The 24,109-nt window shown below is 57.4% G+C and carries 19 protein-coding genes and 1 pseudogene; 11 read left to right on the forward strand and 9 right to left on the reverse strand.

Translation table 11 applies throughout. The annotated features are described in order from the left end of the window. Positions 1-57: 57 nt before the first annotated feature. Positions 58-723: an iron-sulfur cluster repair protein YtfE gene (gene ytfE, locus ABIC80_RS11130; protein WP_429177123.1), complete on the reverse strand. Its 666-nt coding sequence runs from the start codon at positions 721-723 to the stop codon at positions 58-60. A gap of 273 nt (positions 724-996) precedes the next feature. On the opposite strand from ytfE, the gene ABIC80_RS11135 reads away from it, so the two are divergent. Continuing rightward, positions 997-2,652, forward strand: coding sequence for a methyl-accepting chemotaxis protein (locus ABIC80_RS11135; protein WP_312278921.1), 1,656 nt, complete (start codon positions 997-999; stop codon positions 2,650-2,652). A 27-nt stretch (positions 2,653-2,679) separates the two neighbouring features. Here ABIC80_RS11135 and ABIC80_RS11140 read toward each other — a convergent pair whose 3' ends face one another. The 3 genes and pseudogenes from ABIC80_RS11140 to ABIC80_RS11150 form a co-directional block, all read right to left on the reverse strand. After that, entirely contained in the window at positions 2,680-3,645 is a 966-nt protein-coding gene (locus tag ABIC80_RS11140) for a DMT family transporter (RefSeq protein ID WP_429177126.1), read from the reverse strand. A gap of 73 nt (positions 3,646-3,718) precedes the next feature. Further along, positions 3,719-4,543 (reverse strand): AraC family transcriptional regulator, encoded by an 825-nt coding sequence (locus ABIC80_RS11145; RefSeq protein WP_094419206.1) that lies wholly within the window; start codon positions 4,541-4,543, stop codon positions 3,719-3,721. 70 nt (positions 4,544-4,613) lie between these two features. After that, a pseudogene (locus tag ABIC80_RS11150) lies at positions 4,614-5,472 on the reverse strand (SDR family oxidoreductase); the annotation flags it as partial. A gap of 83 nt (positions 5,473-5,555) precedes the next feature. Here ABIC80_RS11150 and ABIC80_RS11155 point away from each other — a divergent pair. Continuing rightward, positions 5,556-5,951 (forward strand): winged helix-turn-helix transcriptional regulator, encoded by a 396-nt coding sequence (locus ABIC80_RS11155; protein ID WP_094419208.1) that lies wholly within the window; start codon positions 5,556-5,558, stop codon positions 5,949-5,951. A gap of 36 nt (positions 5,952-5,987) precedes the next feature. Here ABIC80_RS11155 and ABIC80_RS11160 read toward each other — a convergent pair whose 3' ends face one another. Then, entirely contained in the window at positions 5,988-7,931 is a 1,944-nt protein-coding gene (locus ABIC80_RS11160) for a bifunctional 2',3'-cyclic-nucleotide 2'-phosphodiesterase/3'-nucleotidase (RefSeq protein ID WP_429177129.1), read from the reverse strand. 188 nt (positions 7,932-8,119) lie between these two features. Between ABIC80_RS11160 and cysQ the strand changes: the two genes are divergently transcribed. Continuing rightward, positions 8,120-8,863 (forward strand): 3'(2'),5'-bisphosphate nucleotidase CysQ, encoded by a 744-nt coding sequence (gene cysQ, locus ABIC80_RS11165; protein WP_429177132.1) that lies wholly within the window; start codon positions 8,120-8,122, stop codon positions 8,861-8,863. On the opposite strand, the gene ABIC80_RS11170 is transcribed toward cysQ, so the two are convergent. Beyond that, positions 8,853-9,410 carry a YtfJ family protein gene (locus ABIC80_RS11170; protein WP_124970361.1) on the reverse strand — a complete coding sequence of 186 codons (558 nt, stop codon included), beginning with the start codon at positions 9,408-9,410 and terminating at the stop codon, positions 8,853-8,855. The genes cysQ and ABIC80_RS11170 overlap by 11 nt on opposite strands. Positions 9,411-9,746: 336 nt before the next feature. On the opposite strand from ABIC80_RS11170, the gene ABIC80_RS11175 reads away from it, so the two are divergent. After that, entirely contained in the window at positions 9,747-9,953 is a 207-nt protein-coding gene (locus ABIC80_RS11175; RefSeq protein ID WP_023478541.1) for a DUF1107 domain-containing protein, read from the forward strand. Between the two features lie 75 nt (positions 9,954-10,028). Here ABIC80_RS11175 and ABIC80_RS11180 read toward each other — a convergent pair whose 3' ends face one another. Next, positions 10,029-11,363, reverse strand: a complete 1,335-nt coding sequence (locus ABIC80_RS11180; RefSeq protein WP_023478420.1) for a hemolysin family protein — start codon at positions 11,361-11,363, stop codon at positions 10,029-10,031. Positions 11,364-11,542: 179 nt separating this feature from the next. After that, positions 11,543-12,187 carry a peptide-methionine (S)-S-oxide reductase MsrA gene (msrA, locus tag ABIC80_RS11185; protein WP_270221177.1) on the reverse strand — a complete coding sequence of 215 codons (645 nt, stop codon included), beginning with the start codon at positions 12,185-12,187 and terminating at the stop codon, positions 11,543-11,545. A 246-nt stretch (positions 12,188-12,433) separates the two neighbouring features. On the opposite strand from msrA, the gene tamA reads away from it, so the two are divergent. From tamA to ABIC80_RS11200, 3 genes are read left to right on the forward strand one after another with little or no spacing between them, the layout of a single operon-like run. Beyond that, a complete protein-coding gene (gene tamA, locus ABIC80_RS11190; protein ID WP_429177135.1) occupies positions 12,434-14,167 on the forward strand; it encodes an autotransporter assembly complex protein TamA in 1,734 nt (577 codons plus the stop codon). After that, a complete protein-coding gene (gene tamB, locus ABIC80_RS11195) occupies positions 14,164-17,940 on the forward strand; it encodes an autotransporter assembly complex protein TamB (protein WP_429177138.1) in 3,777 nt (1,258 codons plus the stop codon). The genes tamA and tamB overlap by 4 nt, the downstream gene beginning before the upstream one ends. 2 nt (positions 17,941-17,942) lie before the next feature. Beyond that, complete coding sequence (locus tag ABIC80_RS11200) at positions 17,943-18,293, forward strand: gamma-glutamylcyclotransferase family protein (protein WP_023478402.1); 351 nt, start codon at positions 17,943-17,945, stop codon at positions 18,291-18,293. Positions 18,294-18,637: 344 nt separating this feature from the next. On the opposite strand, the gene ppa is transcribed toward ABIC80_RS11200, so the two are convergent. Then, positions 18,638-19,168, reverse strand: coding sequence for an inorganic diphosphatase (gene ppa / locus ABIC80_RS11205; protein WP_023478348.1), 531 nt, complete (start codon positions 19,166-19,168; stop codon positions 18,638-18,640). Between the two features lie 400 nt (positions 19,169-19,568). On the opposite strand from ppa, the gene ytfQ reads away from it, so the two are divergent. Genes ytfQ through yjfF form a run of 4 tightly spaced genes read left to right on the forward strand, consistent with a single transcriptional unit; the run spans position 19,569 to position 24,103 of the window. Then, positions 19,569-20,525, forward strand: a complete 957-nt coding sequence (gene ytfQ, locus ABIC80_RS11210) for a galactofuranose ABC transporter, galactofuranose-binding protein YtfQ (RefSeq protein ID WP_023478471.1) — start codon at positions 19,569-19,571, stop codon at positions 20,523-20,525. A gap of 54 nt (positions 20,526-20,579) precedes the next feature. Continuing rightward, positions 20,580-22,082, forward strand: coding sequence for a galactofuranose ABC transporter, ATP-binding protein YtfR (gene ytfR, locus ABIC80_RS11215; RefSeq protein ID WP_094419218.1), 1,503 nt, complete (start codon positions 20,580-20,582; stop codon positions 22,080-22,082). A gap of 10 nt (positions 22,083-22,092) precedes the next feature. Further along, entirely contained in the window at positions 22,093-23,118 is a 1,026-nt protein-coding gene (gene ytfT / locus ABIC80_RS11220; protein ID WP_164896952.1) for a galactofuranose ABC transporter, ATP-binding protein YtfT, read from the forward strand. Continuing rightward, positions 23,105-24,103, forward strand: a complete 999-nt coding sequence (gene yjfF / locus ABIC80_RS11225) for a galactofuranose ABC transporter, permease protein YjfF (protein ID WP_023478490.1) — start codon at positions 23,105-23,107, stop codon at positions 24,101-24,103. The genes ytfT and yjfF overlap by 14 nt, the downstream gene beginning before the upstream one ends. Positions 24,104-24,109 lie beyond the last annotated feature (6 nt).

Here is a 24,109-nt window from a genome sequence, read left to right on the forward strand (position 1 = left end):
AAAAGAGCCGCAGGGCGGCTCTAAACTTCCATATCAAGGACGCTCTCGGGCGTCTTTTTATTTTTCGCCTGCGAGGGCACGCGGGAAAAGATTGTTATTTTCCAGGCTGATGTGTTCCATCAAATCATCTATCAGCATGTTGATGCCGTTATACATCGCCTTCCAGGTGGTGCAGGCTTCCGGCGGCGGCGTCACATTCTGCGTGGTGTGCTTGATCACCTCCAGCAGTTCGCCCGCCTCATCATGCTCGCTCTCCATCACGCTGATTGGCCCCATCGCCTGTGCGCCCATGCCCTGTTTAATCATCGGGAAGAGGATCTGCTCCTCCTTCATCATGTGGCTGGAGAGCTCCTCATGCAGCATGGTGAGGTACTTGGTTAACCCGCGCGGCACATTCGGTTTATCGGCGTGGACGCGCTCCACTTTGCTGGCTTGCAGAATCAGCTCCGGCAGCTGTTCGCGGTGGCGATCGTGGTAACGCACAATGATGTGGTCGATGATCTCTGCCAGCGGTGCTGTGCGCCACTCCTTGTCGAGAGGCTGCTCGGCCAGCTTCGCCAGTTCGGCTTCGATAGCATCGATATCGAGTTCTTTACGCGCCGCCGAGCGGCCCAGCGTCTGCTTACCGCCGCAGCAGTAATCCATATCATATTTACGAAACAGAGCAGAGGCGCGGGGGATGGAGAGCGCCAGCTCGCCCAGGGGTTGATCGCGGAAAGCCATAGCAGTTACCTCATCGTGGAATCTATAAGTTGTATTTTAAATGCATCTTTATGGCGATGATATACCCCTTACGGAGAACGCGGCAGCCCTTATTCCTTTACTGCGTGAAAAACCGTGATATGCATCACAAAAAATCTTTCGAAATTAACACATTGAATACAATTACTTTTTCTGGAAAGTTTTGGATAGGGCAAATTATTGACATTAAACAACTTTTCATCGCTGCCGATAGTCACTGTTCTGACAATATTCTGTACGCAATAAAGGCCGACGATGTTCAAACGTATCAAAGTTATAACTTTATTAATCATGGTTTTAGTTGTGCTTGGCGCACTTCAGCTGATTTCAGCTGGCGTTTTCATTAGTGCGCTAAACAATGACAAGCACAACTTCAATGTTTCCCAGGTATCGAGCCAGAACGTATCCGAATTTACCGATGCGTGGATCAGCCTCAACCAGGCGCGTGTGACCCTGAACCGCGGTATGCTGCGCTTACAGAGCAGCACCGCCAGCCAGATTAACGGCGGCCAGCTCGGTGAGCTGGTGCAAAACGCCACCAACCTGCTTAACCAGGCGCAGCAGCATTACGATATTTACTACAAGCTGCCGCAGACGCCGGGTATGGACCAGGCGCTCTCTGACGAGCTGGAGAAGCAGTACAGCACCTACCACGCAACGCTGACCGAGATGAACCGCCTGCTGCTGGCCGGTAAGCTGGAAGATATGTTCCGTCAGAATGCGCAGAAAAAACAGGAAGGGATGGAGAAGAGCTACCGCGCCTGGCGCGCCGAGCAGGCAAGGCTTGCCAGCGAAGGCGTGCAGCAGAACGAACATGACTACATCCGCATTCTCTGGATCCTGGCGGCAGTGATGGTTGTTGTGCTGGGCGTTATCGCTATGAGTTGGGTGGCAATGCAGCGCGTGCTGCTGAAGCCGCTGCATGAAGTTATGGGCCACATTCGCCATATCGCGACCGGTGATTTGACCCACGCGATCCACGCCGAAGGCTCCAACGAGATGGCGCGTCTGGCGCAGAACGTGCAGGAGATGCAGCAGTCGCTGGTGAAAACCGTCAGCGTGGTGCGCGATGGCGCAGACACTATCTATACCGGTGCCGGTGAAATCTCTATCGGTAACAACGATCTCTCCTCGCGCACCGAGCAGCAAGCGGCCTCGCTGGAAGAGACCGCAGCCAGCATGGAGCAGCTGACCGCGACAGTGAAACAGAACGCCGACAACGCCCGTCAGGCAACGCAGCTGGCGCTTAATGCGTCCGGTACCGCGAAGAAAGGCGGTGAAGTGGTGGATGGCGTGGTGCGTACCATGGACGAAATCGCCGCCAGCTCCAGCAAAATCGCCCAGATCACCAACGTGATCGACGGTATTGCTTTCCAGACCAACATTCTGGCGCTGAACGCCGCGGTAGAAGCCGCGCGTGCCGGTGAGCAGGGTCGTGGTTTTGCCGTAGTGGCAGGTGAAGTGCGTACGCTGGCACAGCGCAGCGCGCAGGCCGCGAAAGAGATCAAAGGGCTGATTGATGACTCCGGTAACCGCGTAAGCGCCGGTTCGGCGCTGGTTCACGAAGCCGGTGAAACCATGGCTGAGATTGTCAGCGCGGTAACGCGTGTAACGGATATCATGGGCGAAATCTCCTCTGCGTCCGATGAGCAGAGCCGTGGTATCGACCAGGTTGGCCAGGCTGTTGCCGAGATGGATCGCGTGACCCAGCAGAACGCCTCGCTGGTGCAGGAGTCCGCCGCTGCGGCCGCTGCCCTGGAAGAGCAGGCTGCGCGCCTGACCGAAACCGTTGCGGTGTTCAAAGTGAACCGCAGCCGTGACGTTCAGCGTCCTGCGTTGCGCTCGCCGGTTGCGATGGCGAAGACACCGGCCACGGCCAGCGTTAACGAAGCCAACTGGGAAACCTTCTGATTAAAACCCGGCGTAAGCCGGGTTTTTTTATGGCTGCTCAAGGGATGTGATACGGGCTTTCTGCGGTTTCGACGCGACGGCCATCACCACGCCGCCAATCAGCAGGGTAATGCCGAGCAGGGTTAAGAGCGGCGGCAGGCTCTGGCGCAGCAGAAAGGTATAGAGCATCCCGGCAAGGGTTTCAAAGACGATCAGCGGGCCGACAATCACCGTCGGCAGACGCTGGCAGGCAATGTTCCAGCACAGCGCCCCCACCCACGAGCAGAGCACCGCAATGATGAACATCAGGCCGATAAACAGCAGCGGACGCGGGCCGAAGGGGAGCGCGAAGTCGGGCTGCTGAACGTCAAGCCACAGACACGCCGCAAGATAGCCTACCAGGGACAACGGCAGCGTCACCAGCGCCTGCGCCGTTGCCCACATCATCGGGTTCTTATCCGGGTTTTCCCGCAGCCAGCGGGCGTTACGCAGCGCATACCACGCCCAGCAGGCCACGGAAACAAAGGCCAGCGCAATGCCTGAGCCATACCGGCTCCAGCTAAAATCCGCAATGCCCTGGCGCAGTTCGGCAACATTCACACACCCCAGCCCAACAGCGATGGCGATCAGCGCCGGTAGCAACCGGCCCCATGCGAGCTTGCCGTCACGCTGGCTGTAAAGCAGGTTGGCACACACCGGGATCACCACCGGCAGCGTGGCGATGATCATCGTCGACACCGGGCCGCCGGTGCGCTGAATAGCGCTGGCAAGGCAGACGTAGTAGATCAGATTGCCCATTAACGTGAGCCACAGCGCTGTCCACCAGTCGCTTCGCGTTAGCTGGCGCAGACGCGCGCGCCCAAGCCACGCCAGCGGCAGCGCGATCAGCCCCAGCGCCAGGTAGCGCCCCGTCGATTGCAGGGCGGCCGGGTAATCCGGCACGATCAGCGGCCCGACAAAAATCAGGCCCCAAAACAGCCCGGCGAGCAAGGCATACAACACACCACTTACCATCTCTTCACCTCTTTTATCTGGTTGACGCCAGTGTAGGGGAGCAGGGCGGGGGCGTATTGTAGGAGATTGCGCATTATCGGCGCGCAACCTGCTTTTGATAGCGCACCGGAGTAATGCCGTAGCGCAGGGTAAAGGCACGGGTGAGGTGGGATTGATCCGTCAGGCCTGTTAAGGCGGCAACATCTGCCGCAGGCATCCCCTGGGTGAGAAAATGCTTGGCGCGCCACAGGCGGATCGCCATCAGCATCTGGTGCGGCGTGACGTGAAAATGGGCTTTGAACTGGCGCTGGAAGTGATAGGGGCTGAGCGCCGCGACGCTTGCCAGATCGTCGAGCGTCAGGCTGCGCATATAGTTGTCATGCAGGTATTCGCGCACCCGCTCAAAACGGTGCGCTCCTTCCGGGCGCTGCGGCGCGTGTTGCGCCAGCGGGCGAAAGGTATCAATCAGATCGAGCAGCACGCCCTGTTGCGCCAGTGGATCGTCGGTATGCCAGAGGGCATAAATATGGCTGGAGATCTGGCGCGCGCGCAGCGCATCGAGCCGCGTGACATCGCGAAACCACCAGTGACGCACGCCGGTTACCTGCTCCAACAGATCGGGGTCGAGATAGACCATGCGGTAGCGCCACCCCTCTTCACCTACCGCTTCGCCGGTGTGGATCTCATCGGGGTTCATGGTGACGATGGCGTTGGTCGGGGCGACATGCTGCGTTCCGCGATAGCGAAAGCGCTCGGCACCGGATTCAATCGCGCCAATGCCAAACGCTTCATGAGTATGTGGCTCAAAGGCGTAGCGGGAGATATGCGCATGGTACAACTCCACCCCCGGCAACTGCGCCAGGTGGCGAAACCGCGCGCTGTCGCGCTCATCAATAAACTGCTCAGGTACGCCTTCCACACTTCACCTCCCCCGGAACATGCCCTCTATTATTAGGGATGGCCCGGTGAGAGGCTATAAAATTTAACCAATTATTAACGTTACAGCAGATCGTTAACGCTATCGGCGATCGAGGTGGTCGGGCGACCGATCAGTTTGCTCAGGGTCTGGCTATCGTCAAACAGCCCACCTTTCGAGGCACCGATATCGGAATCCGCCAGCATCTCTGCCAGCCCGTCCGGCAGACCTGCGCCTTTCAGCGCGGCGGCAAAATCCGCTTCACTCAGGTTCTGGTAAACCACTTTCTTACCGCTGGCCTCGCTCAGCAGCGCCGCCAGTTCGCTCAGCGTCCAGGCGCTGTCGCCCGCCAGTTCGTAAACTTTGCCGACGTGACCCTCTTCGCTAATGACACGCGCGGCAGCAGCGGCATAATCGGCACGCGTTGCCGAGGCAATTTTGCCCTCGCCCGCCGCACCGATGAAGACGCCGTGCGCCAGCGCCGCCGGTACGCTCGCAAGGTAGTTCTCGCTGTACCAGCCGTTACGCAGCAGGGCAAACGGGATGCCGGATTCGGCGAGCAGCTTTTCGGTTTCCACGTGCTCAACGTGCAGGCCAAGCGGTGAGGTATCGGCATGCAGCAGGCTGGTGTAGGCGATAAATTTCACCCCTGCGGCTTTCGCAGCGTTGATCACATTGCGGTGCTGCGCGGCGCGCTGGCCGACTTCGCTGCTGGAGATGAGCAGCAGTTTTTCGACGCCCGCCAGCGCCTGGGTGAGGGCGGCCTGATCGTTGTAATCGCCCTGGCGAACAATAAGGCCTTGTTTGCTGAGCGCTTCGGCTTTCGCCGGGTTACGCACGATGGCGACAATCTCTTTTGCGGGAACGCTTTTTAACAGGGCTTCTACAACAAACTGGCCGAGTTGGCCGGTGGCGCCGGTGAGTGCAATCATGATGTTTCTCCTGCGTGGGGGTAAGTGTTGTGGTAGGCTAGCACCCTAGCTAACTTTTAGTAAGTACGTACAAAAAGGTAAGTATGAAACAGCAAACTCGCCCACAAACCCTGAGCGAACAGATGCGCGACGGCAATCTCTTCGCCGAGCAGTGCCCTTCCCGTGATGTGCTGAAACACGTCACCAGCCGCTGGGGCGTCTTAATTCTGGTCGCCCTGCGCGAAGGGACACACCGCTTTAGCGATCTGCGCCGCAAAATGGGCGGCGTCAGTGAGAAGATGCTGGCGCAGAGCCTGCAGTGGCTGGAGCAGGATGGTTTTGTTAACCGCGTCGCCTTTCCGGTGGTGCCGCCACATGTTGAATATAGCCTGACGCCGCTTGGTGAGCAGGTGAGTGAAAAGGTTGCCGCGCTGGCAGACTGGATTGAGCTGAATTTGCCCGAAGTGATGGCCCATCACCGCGAGCGCGATGTGGCGTAATCAACCCGCAGCCGCTACCGACTGCGGGTAAATTGCTTACTTGCGTAAATCGATGCTGTAGAGCGCGAAACCGATCTCGTCATTGCCGACTTTCTGCATCGGATACTGCGCTTTCTCTTTGATAAACGCCGCCGCTTTCTCCGATGGCGCAGTTTCAAAGCGAATATCCAGCTTGTGGCTGCTGCTGATCGGTGCCAGTCGCCAGTTGTTGTCCGCCGCCGGGTGGATTTCCCCTGCGCGCTGCGTCTCATCGCTAATCCACTTCGCCAGCACCGCGCGGTTCTCATCCGGCGAGGCAAACGCGATATGGCTGTCGCCGGTACCGGCAAATTTGCCGCCGTAAGCGCGGTAGTTATTGGTAGCAACAAGGAAGACCGCATTCGGATCAATAGGCTTGCCGTCAAAGGTCAGGTTCTTAATGCGCTCTGCCTTGGGATTGATGCTCTGGCACTCGCCGTCGTAGCGCGCCGGTTGCGTGACATCAATCTGGTACTTCACGCCGTCGATAACGTCGAAGTTATAGGTGCGGAACCCGTCCCAGTTAATTAAGTTCTGCGGCTTGTCGCTGTTGGGATCGATCTGGTTGAACTGCCCGGCGGAGCACTCCAGCCACTCTTTCACCTCTTTGCCGGTCGCTTTCACCACCACCAGCGTATTGGGGTAGAGGTAGAGATCGGCGGCGTTACGGAAGGTGAGCTGCCCCTTTTCCACTTCAACAAAGCTGGCCGGATCGTTTTTACGCCCGCCCGCTTTAAACGGCGCGGCGGCAGAGAGCACCGGCAGTTTCGCCAGATCCGGATCGCCCTGAATAAAGTGCTCAACATAGGCTTTCTGCGCGTTGTTCACTACCTGCACGGTCGGATCGTCCTGCACCAGCGACAGGTAGCTGTACATATTGTCCGCTGATTTGCCAATCGGTTTGCCGACAAACTCGCGGGTGGCATCGTGATCGTGCTTGAGGATCTGCACCAGTTTTGCATCTTCTCCGACCAGCGCTTTCTTGGCGGCGGCGTCATAAATTGGCCGCGCTTCGGCTTTCGCGTCGCTGACTTTCCACTTACCGGCATCGTTATTCAGCACCAGGTCGACCACGCCGAGGTGATCGCCCCACATGCCCGGCATCACCGCCGGAATACCGTTCAGCGTCCCTTTGCTGACATCCGCGCCTTTAATCGCGGCAAACTCTTTGCTCGGGAAGACGGCGTGCGCGTGACCAAACAGGATCGCATCAACGCCCGGCACCTGGCTGAGGTAGTAAACGGAGTTCTCTGCCATCGCCTGGTAAGGCTCCGCCGAGAGGCCGGAGTGGGCAACGACGACCACCAGATCGGCACCTTTTGCGCGCATCTCCGGCACATAGTGGCGGGCGGTTTCCGTAATGTCGTTTACCGTCACTTTGCCGCTCAGGTTGGCTTTGTCCCACACCATAATTTGCGGCGGCACGAAGCCGATATAACCGATACGCAGGGTGTGGGTTTTACCCTCTTTGTCCACCACCGGCGTCTCTTTGATCAGATAAGGGGTGAAGAGCGGTTTGTTGGTTTTAGCATCGATGATGTTGGCGTTCACATAGGGGAATTTCGCCCCGGCCAGCGCCATATGCAGGTAATCCAGCCCGTAGTTAAATTCGTGGTTACCGAGGTTGCCGACCGCATAATCGAGAGTGTTCAGCGCTTTGTAGACCGGGTGAATATCCCCTTTTTTCAGCCCCTTCGCCGCCATATAGTCGCCCAGCGGGCTGCCCTGGATTAAGTCGCCGTTATCGACCAGCACACTGTTTTTCGCTTCGTCGCGCGCGGCATTAATCAGGCTGGCGGTGCGCACCAGGCCAAATTTTTCCGTTGCCGAGTCTTTGTAGTAATCAAAATCCATCATATTGCTATGCAAATCAGTGGTTTCCATAATACGTAAATCCACCGTTGCCGCTTGCGCGCTGGCCGCAATCAGCGTGGCCAAAAGCGTTGCACTAAACTTAATCATCAGAGGCGTCCTTTTCGATCTAAGCCACAAAAGAAATTGTTATGTACAGTGTGTTGCTTACAGAATTGTGAATAGTGCCATAAAAGTGAGCAATAAAACTGCAATCCCTCTCACAGTTGGCAGATCGCGGCGCAATGCGATATAAGTAAAACAATGAGTTACACACCACTGCACAGAGAGAGGTGGATATGTTAGATGCAATTTGTCGGCTCGCGCGCGACGCGGGCGATGCCATTATGCAGGTGTACGACGGCCATCAGCCGATGGATGTGACCAGTAAAGTGGATGACTCGCCGGTGACGGCGGCAGATATTGCCGCGCACCATGTGATTGTGCGCGGGTTGCAGGCGTTAGCGCCGGATATTCCAATCCTGTCTGAAGAAGATCCTCCCGCGTGGGAGACGCGCCAGAGCTGGGATCGTTTCTGGCTGGTGGATCCGCTCGATGGCACCAAAGAGTTTATCAAGCGTAACGGTGAGTTTACCGTCAACATCGCGCTGATTGAGCAGGGCAAACCGGTGCTGGGCGTGGTTTATGCCCCGGTGCTTGATGTGATGTACGCCGCCGCAGAGGGCAGCGCATGGAAAGAGGAGGGCGGTCATCGCCAGCCGATCCAGGTGCGTGATGCGCGACCGCCGCTGGTGGTTATTAGCCGCTCGCACTCGAACGATCCTGAGCTGGAGGAGTATCTGCACCAGCTGGGCGAGCATCAAACCACGGCGATTGGTTCATCGCTGAAGTTCTGCCTGGTGGCGGAAGGGAAAGCGCAGCTCTATCCGCGTTTTGGGCCGACCAGCGTCTGGGATACGGCGGCCGGCCACGCGGTGGCGGTAGCGGCCGGGGCGCATGTTCACGACTGGCAGGGGCGCACACTCGATTACACCCCGCGTGAATCCTTCCTCAACCCCGGTTTTCGCGTCTCTATTTACTGAGCAATTTATGCAGCAGGGCAACCACCTGCTGCACCTCTTGCTGGCTCAGGCTGCCATCTTTGGCAAACTCTACGCGACCCTCTTTATCAAGCACCACAATCGCGGAGCCTTTCTCCTCCAGCTGCCAGGCTTTACGCACGGAACCTTCGCTGTCGACGATAAATTGTGACCACGGATAGAGCTTCTTATTGCTCTCCAGGCTGCTGCGCACAAACATCGCGCTGCCCGGAATGGCGTCGTCGGTGTTCACGATGGTAGTGGTCTGGTATCTGTCGTGCGGCAGGTTGGCGCTTTTGATCGCCTCAATTAGCGCGGCATTCTTCTCTTTTGCCGAGGTGCGACCGGCAATATGCATTACCACGCGCACTTTTCCCGGCAGCTGCGCGCTATTCCAGTTTTTGTAGCTAAACTTGTCGTTATTCAGTAGCAACTCCCCGCGGTCGGCAACGCCCACAGGCGGCACGCGCTGGTTAGTTTCAAAGTTATGCGCTGAAGCGACCAGCGGCAGTAACAAGCATGTCGCTGCCAGAATGTTACGTAGGGTCATGGTGTCTCCATCTCTCATGTTTATATGCAGGTGATCCGACCACTCGGTACGGCAGTTTAATCATATGTGCGATCAATACGCTTTTCCCGCAATTGGGGTGCCAGTTTGCGGGTTAACGCACATATCGGTTAAAAAACGTAGGCTTATACTGCGAAGTTTCAGGGTTTGAAAAGAAAATTCTGATTAATTGTCATCAAAAGGTAAATAAACCCATTCAGACTATGTATCGCTCATGTTGTGGACTATAGTCACTGGGCATCAAAATTTGCGCTCATCAACGTCGGACCAAATGTGGCACCGCAAGGGCGTAATCTGTTTTACAGGAGAGATAGAAGAATGAAAATTTTCCAGCGTTACAACCCACTTCAGGTGGCTAAGTACGTCAAGATCCTGTTCCGTGGACGGTTGTATATCAAGGACGTTGGCGCTTTCGAGTTTGATAAGGGCAAGATCCTTCTGCCGAAAGTGAAAGACAAACAGCACTTCTCTGTCATGTCTGAAGTTAACCGCCAGGTTCTGCGCCTGCAGACCGAAATGGCTTAATCTGTTGTGCTATGCAGTAATAAAGTCCTATAAAAAACGGCCCCACAGGGGCCGTTGATGTTTCCGCTTCTGGCTTTACGCCGCGCCTTTATCTTCCATATCCGGTAACTTCGGCGTCAGCACCGTGGTGCGGGCATCAATACGCGTCACCAGCAGCTGATCGATGCGGTAGTTATCGATATCCACCACTTCAAACTTGTAGCCGGAGAACTTCACCGCGTCGGTGCGTTTCGGGATTTTACGCAGCATAAACATCATAAAACCGCCGATGGTTTCATAATTGCCGGACTGCGGGAACTCATCGATATCCAGCACGCGCATTACGTCGTCAATCGGTGTACCGCCGTCAATCAGCCACGAGTTTTCATCGCGGGCGACGATCATCTCTTCCACCTGGCCGACCAGATCGCCCATCAGCGTGGTCATTACGTCGTTGAGGGTAATCACCCCGACCACCAGCGCATATTCGTTCATGATCACGGCGAAATCTTCACCCGCAGTTTTGAAACTTTCCAGCGCTTCAGAGAGCGTCAACGTGTCCGGCACAATCAGCGTCGTGCGGATCTGCACGCCGCTGTTCAGGGCCATACTCTGGTTTGCCAGCACGCGGTTAAGCAGATCTTTCGAATCAACATAACCGACGATATGGTCGATATCACCGTTACAGACCAGAAACTTCGAGTGCGGATGCTCAGATACCTTGTTTTTCAGGCTCTGCTCATCCTCGTGCAGATCGAACCAAATCACGTTTTCACGCGAGGTCATCGACGAGGGAACGGTGCGCGACTCCAGCTCAAACACGTTCTCAATCAGTTCATGCTCCTGCTTACGTAGCACCCCGGCTAATGCACCGGCTTCCACCACGGCGTAGATATCGTCAGAGGTGATGTCATCTTTGCGCACCATCGGCAGTTTGAAGATGCGGAAAATGACGTTCGCCATGCCGTTAAAGAACCAGACCAGCGGGCGGAAAACGAAGAGACAGAAGCGCATCGGGTTGATGATGCGCAAAGCCACAACTTCGGGCGCAATCATACCGATGCGTTTCGGCGTCAAATCAGCAAACAGGATGAAGAGACTCGTTACCAGCGTAAACGAGATGATAAAGCTCAGCTGATCGGCAAGCTGTGGTGAAACGACATTGAGCAGCAGATTGTAAAACGCGGGAGAGAAAGCGGCGTCACCGACGATACCACCTAAAATGGCGACGGCGTTCAGGCCGATTTGCACCACGGTGAAGAAGGTGCCGGGATTTTCCTGCATTTTCAGGATGCGTTGGGCGTTGATGTTGCCATCATCGGCAAGCAGTTTAAGTTTGATTTTTCGCGATGCGGCAAGCGAGATCTCAGATAACGAGAAAAACGCGCTCACCGCGATCAGACAGAGTATGACTAAGATACTGTTTAACATAATTTATCCAGCTATTAACCGGATCCTCGGAAGGTTTTTTTGGAATATCCATGTGGTAAACACAATGAATGCCGGCCCGAAGCGGTGGACCGGCAATTGCGCCGTTAGTATAGCGTAAGCGTGTTACAGCCTGCCAGCGGCTAATTTCGCCACTTTTCGTCGCCTATTCCCCCCTTTATTTAGGGGTTAAGCTGCGGCGGCAAGCACACACCGATACCACCAATCCCGCAATAGCCCTGCGGATTTTTGTAGAGATATTGCTGGTGCTCATCTTCCGCGTAATAGAACGGTTTGGCGCTGGCGATCTCGGTAGTGACGGTGCGCGCGTCACCCGCTTCACGCATTGCGGCCTGGAAGCGCGCCAGGCTTTCGCGGGCGGCGGCGTCCTGCTCCGGGGTGAGCGGATAGATGGCGGAGCGGTATTGCGTGCCGCGATCGTTGCCCTGACGCATTCCTTGCGCCGGATCGTGGTTCTCCCAGAAGATCTGCAACAGCTGCTCGTAGCTCACCACTTTCGGATCGTAAACCACGCGTACCGCTTCGGCATGCCCGGTCTGGCCGCTGCACACTTCGCGGTAGGTTGGGTTTGGCGTGTAGCCGCCGGTGTAGCCTGCGGCGGTGCTGTAGACCCCTTCACGCTGCCAGAAGAGGCGTTCCACGCCCCAGAAGCAACCCATGGCGAAAATCGCTACCTCCATGCCCTCCGGCACATGTGTCATCGAGTGCTCGTTAACAGCGTGTAAACTGGCGACAGGCATCGGCGTCGGGCGTCCGGGCAGAGCATCAGACTGAGAAACAAGGTTATTTTTATCGAACAGGCTCACGGTAATACCTCCCGGCGAGTGTCATTGCGGTTAGGGTTGTGTTAAGGATGGTGTTTTAACACAATGTACGACCTAAATCAGACTAGATTTAAACATAAGAAATTTTGGGCTAGTCGTCCGTTTTTCAACCCGATAATGCGGGTTTTTATCAGCCTGGCTGCTGCTGTCGTGGCACAATCAGGCCCAGCGCGGAGCTGCGCTTACGTTTCCTTCCAGGAGTGGGAGCGAGGATATTCAGGAGAGAACGTGCCAAAGATCCGTCTTTTATGTTTTGCCGGTTTGTTGCTGGTGAGCGAAACGGCATTCGCCGCCAATGTGCGATTGCAACTTGAGGGGTTAACCGGGCAACTGCAAAAAAATGTGCGCGCCCAACTGTCGACTATCCAGAGTGATGAAGTGACGCCCGACCGCCGTTTCCAGGCGCGCGTTGATGATGCCATCCGCGAAGGGTTAAAAGCGTTAGGCTACTACGAGCCAACCATTGTTTTCGAACTGCGTCCACCGCCGGAGAAGGGGCGCCAGGTGCTGATCGCCCGCGTTACGGCGGGTGAGCCTGTGCGCATCGGCGGCAACAACGTGATCCTGCGCGGCGGCGCGCGCACCGACAGCGACTATCTTTCGCTGCTGAAAAAGCGCCCGGCTATCGGCACGGTGTTAAACCACCACGACTACGACAGCTTTAAAAAATCCCTTACCAGCGTCGCGCTGCGTAAAGGCTACTTCGACAGCCAGTTCAACAAAAGCCAGCTGGGTATTGCGCTGGCTCGCCGCCAGGCGTTCTGGGATATCGATTATGACAGCGGTCAGCGTTACCGCTTCGGCGATGTTACCTTCCAGGGCTCGCAAATTCGCGACGAGTATCTGCAAAACCTCATCCCTTTCCACGAGGGGGACTATTACCAGACCCAGGATCTGGCCGAGCTTAACCGCCGCCTCTCCGCCACCGGCTGGTTTAACTCAGTAATTGTCGCGCCGGAATTTGATAAAGCGCGTAAGACCAAAGTGCTGCCGCTGAGAGGCGTGGTTTCGCCGCGCACGGAAAACACCATTGAGACCGGCGTCGGTTACTCGACCGATGTCGGGCCGCGCGTCAAAGCGACGTGGAAAAAACCGTGGGTCAACTCCTACGGCCACAGCTTTACCACCAGCATGAGCGTCTCGGCGCCGGAGCAGCAGCTCGATTTCAGCTACAAAATGCCGCTGCTGAAAAATCCGCTGGAGCAGTATTACCTGGTGCAGGGCGGGTTCAAGCGTACCGATCTTAACGATACGGAAGCGGACTCAACGACGCTCGCGCTGTCGCGCTACTGGGATCTCTCCAGCGGCTGGCAGCGGGCGATCAACCTGCGCTGGAGCCTCGATCACTTTACCCAGGCCAACGTCACCAACACCACCATGCTGCTCTATCCGGGCGTGATGATCAGCCGTACCCGCTCGCGCGGCGGCCTGATGCCAACCTGGGGCGACTCTCAGCGCTACTCGGTTGATTACTCCAACACCGCCTGGGGATCGGATGTCGACTTCCTCGTCTTGCAGGCGCAAAACGTCTGGATCCGCACGCTCTACGATCGCCACCGCTTTATCGCGCGCGGCAACCTCGGTTGGATCGAAACCGGTGATTTCCAGCGCGTGCCGCCGGATCTGCGCTTCTTCGCCGGGGGCGATCGCAGCATTCGTGGTTATAAATACAAATCGATCTCGCCGGAGAACGAACGCGGCAAACTGATCGGCGCCTCAAAACTGGCGACCGGCTCGCTGGAGTACCAGTACAACGTCACCGGTAAATGGTGGGGCGCGGTGTTTGTCGACAGCGGCGAAGCGGTGAGCGATATCCGCCGCAGCAACTTTAAAACCGGCACCGGCGTCGGCGTGCGCTGGCAGTCGCCGGTCGGGCCGATCAAGCTCGATTTCGCGGTACCGGTCGGCGATAAAGAGGAGCACGGGTTGCAGTTTTACATCGGGTTGGGGCCAGAATTATGAGTTTATGGAAGAAGATCAGCCTCGGCGTGGTGGCGTTTCTTGTGTTACTGCTGGGCACGGCGATCTTTCTGGTCGGCACCACCAGCGGCCTGCATCTGCTGTTTAAGGCAGCGAACCGCTGGGTACCGGGGCTGGAGATTGGCCAGGTCACCGGCGGCTGGCGCGATCTGTCGCTGAAAAATATCCGCTACACCCAGCCGGGTGTGGCGGTCGACGCGGGGCAGATCCACTTTGCGCTCAATCTCGGCTGCCTGCGCAACAGCAGTGTTTGCGTCAACGATCTGTCGCTGAAAGATATCAACGTGGCGATCGACACCAAAAAGATGCCGCCTGCGCAGAAGGTAGAAGAGGAAGATAGCGGGCCGCTGAACCTCTCCACGCCGTACCCGATTACCCTGAGCCGGGTGGCGCTGGAAAACATCAATATCAAAATTGATGACACCACCGTCTCGCTGATGGATTTTAGCTCCGGCCTCAACTGGCAGGAGAAAAACCTGACCCTGAAACCGACCTCGCTGCAGGGCCTGCTGATTGCCCTGCCGAAAGCGGCCGATGTGGCGCAGGAAGAGGTTCTCGATCCGAAGGTTCACAACCCCAAGCCGGAAGAGAAACCGCTGGGCGAAACGCTGAAAGCGTTGTTTGAGAAGCCGCTGCTGCCGGAGATGCAGGATGTGCATCTGCCGCTGAATCTCAATATCGAAGCGTTTCGCGGCGAGCAGCTGCGCCTGACCGGCGACACCGATATCCTCGTGCGCAGCCTGCTGCTGAAAGTGAGCAGCATTGACGGGCAGATGAAGCTCGACGCCTTCGATATCGACTCGAATCAGGGCCAGGTCAACGCCACCGGCACCGCGCAGCTGCGCGACAGCTGGCCGGTCGATATCACGCTCAACTCGACGCTGAATGTCGATCCGCTGAAAGGCGAGAAGGTGAAGCTGAAAGTGGGCGGCGAAATGCGCAAGCAGCTGGAGCTTGGCGTTAACCTCTCTGGCCCGGTGGATATGGTGCTGCGGGCGCAGACGCGGCTGGCAGAAGCGGGGCTACCGCTCAATCTCGATATCACCAGCCAGCAGCTCTACTGGCCCTTTACCGGCGAGAAGCAGTACCAGGCCGATAACCTGAAGCTGAAGCTCAGCGGCAAAATGACCGACTATGCGCTTTCGTTCCGCACGGCGGTAAAAGGGCAGCAGGTTCCGCCGGCCACCATCACGCTGGACGGTAAAGGAAATGCGCAGCAGATCAGCATCGATAAGCTCTCTATTGCTGCGCTGCAGGGCACTACTGAACTGAAAGCGCTGCTCGACTGGCAGCAGGCGATCAGCTGGCGCGGCGAACTGACGCTGAAGGGCATCGATACGGCAAAAGCCTTCCCGGAATGGCCTGCGAAGCTCAATGGCCTGGTGAAAACCCGCGGCAGCCTTTACGGCGGCAGCTGGCAGATGGATGTGCCGGAGCTGAAGCTTAACGGCAACGTTAAGCAGAACCGGGTCAAGGTTGACGGGCAGCTGAAAGGCAACAGCTATTTGCAATGGGTGATCCCGGGTCTGCACCTTGAGCTGGGCAAAAACAGCGCGGATATCAAAGGCGAGCTGGGGGTAAAAGATCTCAATCTTGACGCCACTATCGATGCGCCAGGCCTCGATAACGCGTTGCCGGGTCTCGGCGGCACGGCGAAAGGGGTGGTGAAAGTGCGCGGCACCGTCGATGCGCCACAGGCGCTGGCGGACATTACTGCCAACAATCTGCGCTGGCAGGAGCTCTCCATCGCCCGCGTGCGCGTGGAAGGGGATGTGAAATCCAGCGATCAGATTGGCGGCAAGCTGAACGTGCGCGTTGAGCGTATCGCCCAGCCTGGTGTCAACATCAGCCTGGTGACGCTGGCCGCCGACGGCAATGAGAAGCAGCACAAGTTGCAGCTGCGCGTGCAGGGCGAACCGGTCTCCGGTCAGCTGGCGCTGGCAGGCAGTTTCGACCGCCAGCAGCAGCGCTGGAAAGGGACGCTCAGCGACACGCGTTTCGCCACGCCGGTCGGGCCATGGTCGCTGACGCGCCCGATTGCGCTCGATTACCGCAACCAGGAGCAGAAGATCGCCATTGGCCCGCACTGCTGGCTCAACCCGAATGCCGAGCTGTGCGTGCCGCAGACCATTGATGCCGGTGCGGCAGGGCGCGCGGTGGTCAATCTCAATCGTTTCGATCTTGCGATGCTGAAACCGTTTATGCCGGAAGCGACGCAGGCGAGCGGTGTCTTTAGCGGCAAAGCGGATGTCAGCTGGGACAGCACCAAACCGGGTCTGCCGCAGGGGCAGGTGACGCTTGCCGGGCGCGGGGTGAAAGTGACGCAGGAGGTCAACGGTGCGCCATTGCCGGTCGCCTTCGACACGCTGAACCTGAATGCGAAGCTGCAAAACGATCGCGCCGATCTCGGCTGGCTGATGCGGCTGACCAATAATGGTCAGTTCGACGGCCAGATCCAGGTCACCGATCCGCAAGGGCGACGTAATCTCGGCGGAACGGTGAACATTCGCAACTTCTCGCTGGCGATGGCGAATGCCATCTTTAGCCGCGGCGAGAAAGCGGCGGGGACGCTCAATGCCAACCTGCGCCTTGGCGGCAACGCTCAAAGCCCGCAGCTGTTTGGTCAGCTTGGGCTGAATGCGCTGGATGTTGAGGGCAACTTTATGCCGTTCGACATGCAGCCGAGCCAGCTGGCGATGAACTTTAACGGAACCACTTCCACGTTGCAGGGTGTGGTGCGCACCAGCCAGGGGCAGATTAACCTCAGCGGCGATGCGGACTGGAGCCAGATCGACAACTGGCGCGCGCGTATTGCGGCGAAAGGCAGCAAGGTGCGCATCACCGTGCCGCCGATGGTGCGCCTCGATGTTTCGCCGGATGTGGTGTTTGAAGCGACGCCGAGCTTGTTTACCCTCGACGGCGATGTTGATGTGCCGTGGGCGCGCATTGTGGTGCATGATGTTCCGGAGAGCGCCGTCGGCGTCTCCAGCGATGAAGTGATGCTCAACGATCAGCTGCAACCGGAAGAGGAGCAACACGCATCGATCCCGATCAACAGCAATGTGACGGTGCATGTCGGCAATAACGTGCGGCTCTCGGCCTTCGGCCTGAAAGCGCGGCTGACGGGCGATCTGAAAGTGGCGCAGGATAAGCAGGGCCTTGGGCTGAACGGGCAGATCAATATTCCGGAAGGGCGCTTCCGCGCATACGGGCAGGATCTGATTGTGCGTAAAGGTGAGCTGCTCTTCTCCGGCCCGCCGGATCAGCCGCTGCTCAACCTCGAAGCGATCCGTAACCCGGAAGCCACGGAGAACGATGTGATTGCCGGGGTGCGCGTCACCGGCTCTGCGGATGAACCGAAAGCGGAGATCTTCTCCGACCCGGCGATGTCACAGCAGGAAGCGTTGTCCTATCTGCTTCGTGGGCAGGGGCTGGAGAGCGAACAGAGCGATAGTGCGGCAATGACCTCGATGTTAATTGGTCTTGGGGTTGCGCAAAGTGGGCAGGTTGTGGGTAAAATCGGCGAGACCTTTGGCGTCAGCAACCTGGCGCTGGACACACAGGGCGTCGGCGACTCCTCACAAGTGGTGGTCAGCGGCTATGTGCTGCCGGGTCTACAAGTAAAATATGGTGTAGGAATTTTTGACTCACTGGCGACTCTCACGTTACGTTATCGTCTGATGCCTAAGCTGTATCTTGAAGCGGTGTCTGGCGTAGATCAGGCACTTGATTTGCTCTATCAGTTTGAGTTTTAGCAATGCGAATATTTGTCTACGGCAGTTTACGACGCAAGCAGGGCAACAGCCACTGGATGACCAACGCTCAGTGGCTGGGCGACTTCAGCGTTGAAAATCATCAGCTGTACAGCCTGGGGCACTACCCAGGCGCGGTGCCGGGCAACGGCAGCGTGCTGGGTGAAGTCTATCGCATCGACGCCTCAACGCTCGGTGAGCTGGACGCCCTGCGTACCGCAGGCGGCGAGTATAAACGGCAGTTGATCCAGACGCCGTACGGTGGCGCATGGATGTACGTCTACCAGCGTTCGGTTGAGGGGAAAACCTTGATTGAAAGCGGCGACTGGCTTGACCGCGACCATTATCAAAAGTAGTAATCAGTCACAGAGAACCGCGCCAATGGCGCGGTTTTTTTTGCGCCGCGCATTTTTGCCGGATGGCGCTGCGCTTATCCGGCCTACGTTTGACCGCAACCTCTGTCATCCCGCATGCCGCAGGCGCACACCGTAGGCCGGATAAGGCCCCGCCGCCATCCGGCAGAATTTGTAGGCCGGATAAGGCCCCGCCGCCATCCGGCAAAACAGGCCCGCGCCGAAAGCCGGACGTGCGCACTTCGTAGGCCGGATAAGGCATCGCCGCTATCCGGCAATCCCACTCGCAGGCATAAAAAAAGCCCTGTGCGCTTAAGGCGCTACAGGGCTTCTCTTACGAAAACGGCTTACTTCTTGGCAGCGCGCTCGAAGGAGGCAACGATTTCAGCTTTCGCCGCTTCAGCGTTGTCCCAACCGTCCACTTTCACCCATTTGCCTTTTTCGAGATCTTTGTAGTGCTCGAAGAAGTGAGTGATCTGCGCTTTCAGCAGTTCCGGCAGGTCGTTCACATCTTTAATGTGATCGTACTCTTTGCTCAGCTTGGTGTGCGGAACCGCAACCAGCTTGGCATCTTCACCGGATTCGTCGGTCATTTTCAGCACGCCAACCGGACGGCAGCGGATCACAGAGCCTGGCTCCAGCGGGTACGGCGTCGGCACCAGCACGTCTACCGGGTCACCATCCAGAGAGAGGGTGTGGTTGATGTAACCGTAGTTGCACGGATAGAACATCGCGGTGGACATGAAGCGGTCAACGAACAGCGCGCCGCTCTCTTTGTCGACTTCGTATTTGATCGGGTCAGCGTTAGCCGGAATTTCGATAACAACATAGATATCTTCTGGCAGATCTTTACCCGCCGGGACGTTGAGTAAGCTCATGTTTGTTTCCTTTAAAATGTGTGGCAAACAAGTGCCGGGTATTATAGCCAACTGGCGGTGAATGTCTTGGGCTGTTTTACTCGCCAGCGACTTTTCAGAGCCTTTACCGGCGCCATTTAATGACAACTTTGTCCATATCCATAGCAGCATACTGAATAATTTTGTGTAAGCGGTTACAGCGTAAAAATGCGTTTTTGCTGCGCCAGTAAATTTCTGCAATTTCAAGGGAGATTCCTGCTGTGTTTCGCCTCCCCTTTTCGCGCGCCAGATCGCAACTGATAACTAACAATTCATTCACTTTTCCGATTTGTGATGTAACTCATTTTGTTACATCTCCGATTGTCTATAGTTTCCCCGCAGGCGAAGTAGTAGCCAACAATAACCCTACGAGGATGCTCTTATGTGGAAGCGTTTACTTCTTGTCACAGCAGTTTCGGCAGCTATGTCGTCTATGGCGATGGCTGCGTCGTTAACCGTGGGATTTTCGCAGGTCGGTTCGGAGTCCGGCTGGCGTGCCGCTGAAACCAACGTCGCGAAAAGCGAAGCCAGCAAACGCGGCATTACGCTGAAGATTGCTGACGGTCAGCAAAAGCAGGAGAACCAGCTTAAAGCGGTGCGCTCCTTTATCGCGCAGGGCGTTGACGCCATCTTTATCGCCCCGGTAGTTGCCACCGGCTGGGAGCCGGTCCTGAAAGAAGCGAAAGAGGCGAAGATCCCGGTCTTCCTGCTGGATCGCTCCATCGATGTGAAAGACAAATCGCTCTATATGACAACCGTTACCGCTGACAACGTCCTCGAAGGGAAGCTGATTGGTGAATGGCTGGTGAAAACCGTCGCTGGCAAACCGTGTAACGTGGTTGAGCTGCAGGGCACCGTTGGCGCAAGCGTTGCCATCGACCGTAAGAAAGGGTTCGCAGAAGCGATCTCGAAAGCCTCTAACATCAAAATTATCCGCTCTCAGTCCGGTGACTTTACCCGTAGTAAAGGTAAAGAGGTGATGGAGAGCTTTATCAAAGCCGAGAACAACGGCAAAAACATCTGCATGGTTTACGCCCATAACGACGACATGGCGATTGGTGCCATTCAGGCCATTAAAGAAGCGGGCCTGAAACCGGGCAAAGATATCCTCACCGGCTCTATCGACGGCGTACCGGATATCTATAAAGCGATGATCGATGGCGAAGCCAATGCCAGCGTCGAGCTGACGCCGAACATGGCAGGCCCGGCATTCGACGCGCTGGAGAAATTCAAAAAGGATGGCACCGAGCCGCCGAAGTTGACCATTACCAAATCCACCCTCTATCTGCCGGATACGGCGAAAGAGGAGCTGGAGAAGAAGAAAAACATGGGTTACTGAGTCCTGTCGTCCCTCTCCCCGCCGGGGAGAGGGCATCTGTGTAAGGGGTCAACAATGAACGCGGAAGCACACCAGGAAATCCTGCGTACCGAAGGCTTAAGTAAATTCTTTCCCGGCGTAAAAGCGCTCGATAACGTGGATTTCTCGCTGCGACGCGGTGAAATCATGGCCCTGCTCGGTGAGAACGGCGCGGGAAAATCGACGCTTATCAAAGCGCTGACCGGGGTTTACCACGCGGATAAGGGCACCATCTGGCTCGAAGGCCAGGCTATTAATCCCAAAAATACCGCCCATGCCCAACAACTGGGGATCGGCACCGTTTACCAGGAAGTGAACCTGCTGCCGAATATGTCGGTGGCGGATAACCTGTTTATTGGCCGCGAGCCGCGCCGCTTCGGCCTGCTGCGCCGCAAAGAGATGGAGCAGCGCGCCAGCGAGCTGATGCAATCTTACGGCTTCTCGCTCGACGTGCGCGAGCCGCTTAACCGCTTCTCCGTGGCGATGCAGCAAATTGTCGCCATCTGCCGCGCTATCGATCTCTCGGCAAAAGTGCTGATCCTCGATGAGCCAACCGCCAGTCTTGATACCCAGGAAGTGGAGATGCTCTTCACCCTGATGCGCCAGTTGCGCGATCAGGGCGTCAGCCTCATCTTCGTCACCCACTTTCTCGACCAGGTTTACACCGTCTGCGACCGCATCACCGTGCTGCGCAACGGCAGCTTTGTCGGCTGTCGCGAAACGCGCGAGCTGCCGCAAATTGAGCTGGTGAAGATGATGCTGGGCCGCGAGCTGGAGAGTAACGCCCTGCAACGCGCCGGGCGCACGCTGCTTAGCAACAAGCCGGTGGCCGCCTTTAACAACTATGGCAAGAAAGGGGTTATCGCCCCGTTCGATCTTGAGGTTCGCCCCGGAGAGATCGTCGGTCTCGCCGGGCTGCTAGGCTCCGGGCGCACCGAAACGGCAGAGGTGATCTTCGGCATCAAGCCCGCCGATAGCGGCAGTGCGATGATCAAAGGTCAGCCACAAACCCTGCGCTCGCCCCATCGTGCCTCCTGTCTTGGGATCGGTTTCTGCCCGGAGGATCGCAAAACCGACGGCATTATTGCCGCCGCTTCGGTACGCGAGAATATCGTGCTGGCGCTCCAGGCCCAGCGCGGCTGGCTGCGTCCAATCCCGCGTAAAGAGCAGAACGCGATTGCCGAGCGCTTTATCCGCCAGCTGGGTATTCGTACGCCGAGCGCCGAACAGCCGATTGAGTTTCTCTCCGGCGGCAATCAGCAAAAAGTGCTGCTTTCGCGCTGGCTGCTGACGCGCCCGCAGTTCCTGATCCTCGATGAACCCACGCGCGGGATTGATGTTGGCGCGCATGCTGAAATCATCCGCCTGATCGAGACCCTCTGCGCCGACGGGCTGGCGCTGCTGGTGATCTCTTCTGAGCTGGAGGAGCTGGTGGGCTATGCGGATCGGGTGATCATCATGCGCGATCGCAAGCAGGTCGCCGAGATCCCGCTCGCCGAGCTTTCCGTTCCGGCGATCATGAATGCCATTGCGGCGTAAGGAGTAGAGTGTGATGCCTCAATCACTGGGCCAACAGGCGCAGCCGAAGCGCCGTTTTAGCTGGCCGACCGGCACGCCGCAGATCTTAGCCCTGCTGCTGGTTTTACTGGTGGACAGCCTGGTCGCGCCCCATTTTTACCAGGTGGTGCTGCAGGATGGCCGCCTGTTTGGCAGCCCGATCGATATTCTTAACCGCGCAGCGCCGGTCGCGCTGCTGGCCATCGGCATGACACTGGTGATTGCCACCGGCGGCATCGATCTCTCGGTCGGCGCGGTGATGGCGATTGCCGGCGCGACGGCGGCATCATTAACCGTCTCCGGCCATAGCCTGACGGTAGTGTTGCTGGCGGCGCTGGCCACCGGCGTGCTGGCCGGGCTGTGGAACGGCATTCTGGTGGCGATCCTCAAGATCCAGCCCTTTGTCGCCACGCTGATCCTGATGGTCGCCGGGCGCGGGGTGGCGCAGTTGATCACCTCCGGGCAGATCGTCACCTTTAACGCGCCGTCGCTGGCGTGGCTCGGCAGCGGCTCGCTGCTGCTCTTCCCGACGCCGGTGATCATCGCACTGGTGACATTGCTCATCTTCTGGCTCTTTACCCGCAAAACGGCGCTGGGCATGTTTATCGAAGCGGTGGGGATTAATATCCGCGCGGCAAAAAACGCCGGGGTGAATACGCGGCTGGTGGTGATGCTGACCTACGTGCTGAGCGGCGTTTGCGCGGCCATCGCCGGGGTGATTGTCACGGCAGATATTCGCGGTGCGGATGCCAACAACGCCGGGCTGTGGCTGGAGCTGGACGCCATTCTGGCGGTGGTGATTGGCGGCGGCTCGCTGATGGGCGGGCGTTTCAACATTGTGCTGTCAGTGGTGGGGGCGCTGATTATTCAGGGCATGAACACCGGTATTCTGCTCTCCGGTTTTCAGCCGGAGCTTAACCAGGTAGTGAAAGCGGTGGTGGTGATGTGTGTGCTGATTGTCCAGTCGCCGCGCTTTATTGCGTTGCTTAAAGGAGTGCGCGGTCATGATAAAACGTAACCTGCCGTTGATGATCACGCTGGGCGTTTTCGTGCTCGGCTATCTCTACTGTCTGACGCAGTTTCCCGGCTTCGCCTCGACGCGCGTCATCTGTAATATCCTGACGGATAACGCCTTTCTCGGCATTATCGCCGTCGGTATGACTTTTGTGATCCTCTCCGGCGGTATCGATCTCTCCGTCGGCTCGGTGATTGCTTTTACCGGCGTCTTCCTGGCGAAAGCGATCGGTGCCTGGGGTATCTCGCCGCTGCTCGCCTTTCCGCTGATTTTGCTGATGGGCTGCGCTTTCGGGGCCTTTATGGGGCTTTTGATCGACGCGCTGAAAATCCCGGCCTTTATCATCACCCTCGCCGGGATGTTCTTCCTGCGCGGGGTTAGTTATCTGCTGTCGGAAGAGTCGATTCCCATTAACCACCCGATGTATGACACCCTCTCCAGCCTCGCCTGGACCATCCCCGGCGGCGGGCGGCTGAGCGCGATGGGGCTGCTGATGCTGATGGTAGTGGTGGTCGGTATTTTCCTTGCTCACCGCACCCGTTTTGGCAACGAAGTCTACGCCATTGGCGGTAACGCCACCTCGGCGAACCTGATGGGCATCTCGACGCGCAGCACCACGATTCGCATCTATATGCTCTCAACGGGGCTGGCAACGCTTGCCGGGATTGTCTTCTCCATTTACACCCAGGCGGGCTATGCGCTGGCGGGCGTGGGCGTCGAGCTGGATGCGATTGCCTCGGTAGTGATCGGCGGCACGCTGCTGAGCGGCGGCGTTGGCACAGTGCTTGGCACACTGTTCGGCGTGGGGATTCAGGGGCTGATTCAGACCTATATCAACTTCGACGGCACGCTCAGCTCCTGGTGGACGAAGATCGCCATCGGCATCCTGCTGTTTATCTTTATCGCCCTGCAACGCGGCCTGACGGTGCTGTGGGAGAGCCGTCAGAACTCGCCGGTGACGCGGGTAAGCCCAACGGCAACAAAGTAACAAGAT

The organism is Kosakonia sp. 1610 (genome assembly GCF_050435845.1).
Classification (GTDB): domain Bacteria; phylum Pseudomonadota; class Gammaproteobacteria; order Enterobacterales; family Enterobacteriaceae; genus Kosakonia; species Kosakonia cowanii.

What these genes read in the sequence shown, in the direction of transcription:
- ytfE (WP_429177123.1), bottom strand. Translation starts at nt 723, where the DNA reads ATGGCTTTCCGCGATCAACCCCTGGGCGAGCTGGCGCTCTCCATCCCC.
- ABIC80_RS11135 (WP_312278921.1), top strand. Translation starts at nt 997, where the DNA reads ATGTTCAAACGTATCAAAGTTATAACTTTATTAATCATGGTTTTAGTT.
- ABIC80_RS11140 (WP_429177126.1), bottom strand. Translation starts at nt 3,645, where the DNA reads ATGGTAAGTGGTGTGTTGTATGCCTTGCTCGCCGGGCTGTTTTGGGGC.
- ABIC80_RS11155 (WP_094419208.1), top strand. Translation starts at nt 5,556, where the DNA reads ATGAAACAGCAAACTCGCCCACAAACCCTGAGCGAACAGATGCGCGAC.
- ABIC80_RS11160 (WP_429177129.1), bottom strand. Translation starts at nt 7,931, where the DNA reads ATGATTAAGTTTAGTGCAACGCTTTTGGCCACGCTGATTGCGGCCAGC.
- cysQ (WP_429177132.1), top strand. Translation starts at nt 8,120, where the DNA reads ATGTTAGATGCAATTTGTCGGCTCGCGCGCGACGCGGGCGATGCCATT.
- ABIC80_RS11170 (WP_124970361.1), bottom strand. Translation starts at nt 9,410, where the DNA reads ATGACCCTACGTAACATTCTGGCAGCGACATGCTTGTTACTGCCGCTG.
- ABIC80_RS11175 (WP_023478541.1), top strand. Translation starts at nt 9,747, where the DNA reads ATGAAAATTTTCCAGCGTTACAACCCACTTCAGGTGGCTAAGTACGTC.
- ABIC80_RS11180 (WP_023478420.1), bottom strand. Translation starts at nt 11,363, where the DNA reads ATGTTAAACAGTATCTTAGTCATACTCTGTCTGATCGCGGTGAGCGCG.
- tamB (WP_429177138.1), top strand. Translation starts at nt 14,164, where the DNA reads ATGAGTTTATGGAAGAAGATCAGCCTCGGCGTGGTGGCGTTTCTTGTG.
- ABIC80_RS11200 (WP_023478402.1), top strand. Translation starts at nt 17,943, where the DNA reads ATGCGAATATTTGTCTACGGCAGTTTACGACGCAAGCAGGGCAACAGC.
- ppa (WP_023478348.1), bottom strand. Translation starts at nt 19,168, where the DNA reads ATGAGCTTACTCAACGTCCCGGCGGGTAAAGATCTGCCAGAAGATATC.
- ytfQ (WP_023478471.1), top strand. Translation starts at nt 19,569, where the DNA reads ATGTGGAAGCGTTTACTTCTTGTCACAGCAGTTTCGGCAGCTATGTCG.
- ytfR (WP_094419218.1), top strand. Translation starts at nt 20,580, where the DNA reads ATGAACGCGGAAGCACACCAGGAAATCCTGCGTACCGAAGGCTTAAGT.
- yjfF (WP_023478490.1), top strand. Translation starts at nt 23,105, where the DNA reads ATGATAAAACGTAACCTGCCGTTGATGATCACGCTGGGCGTTTTCGTG.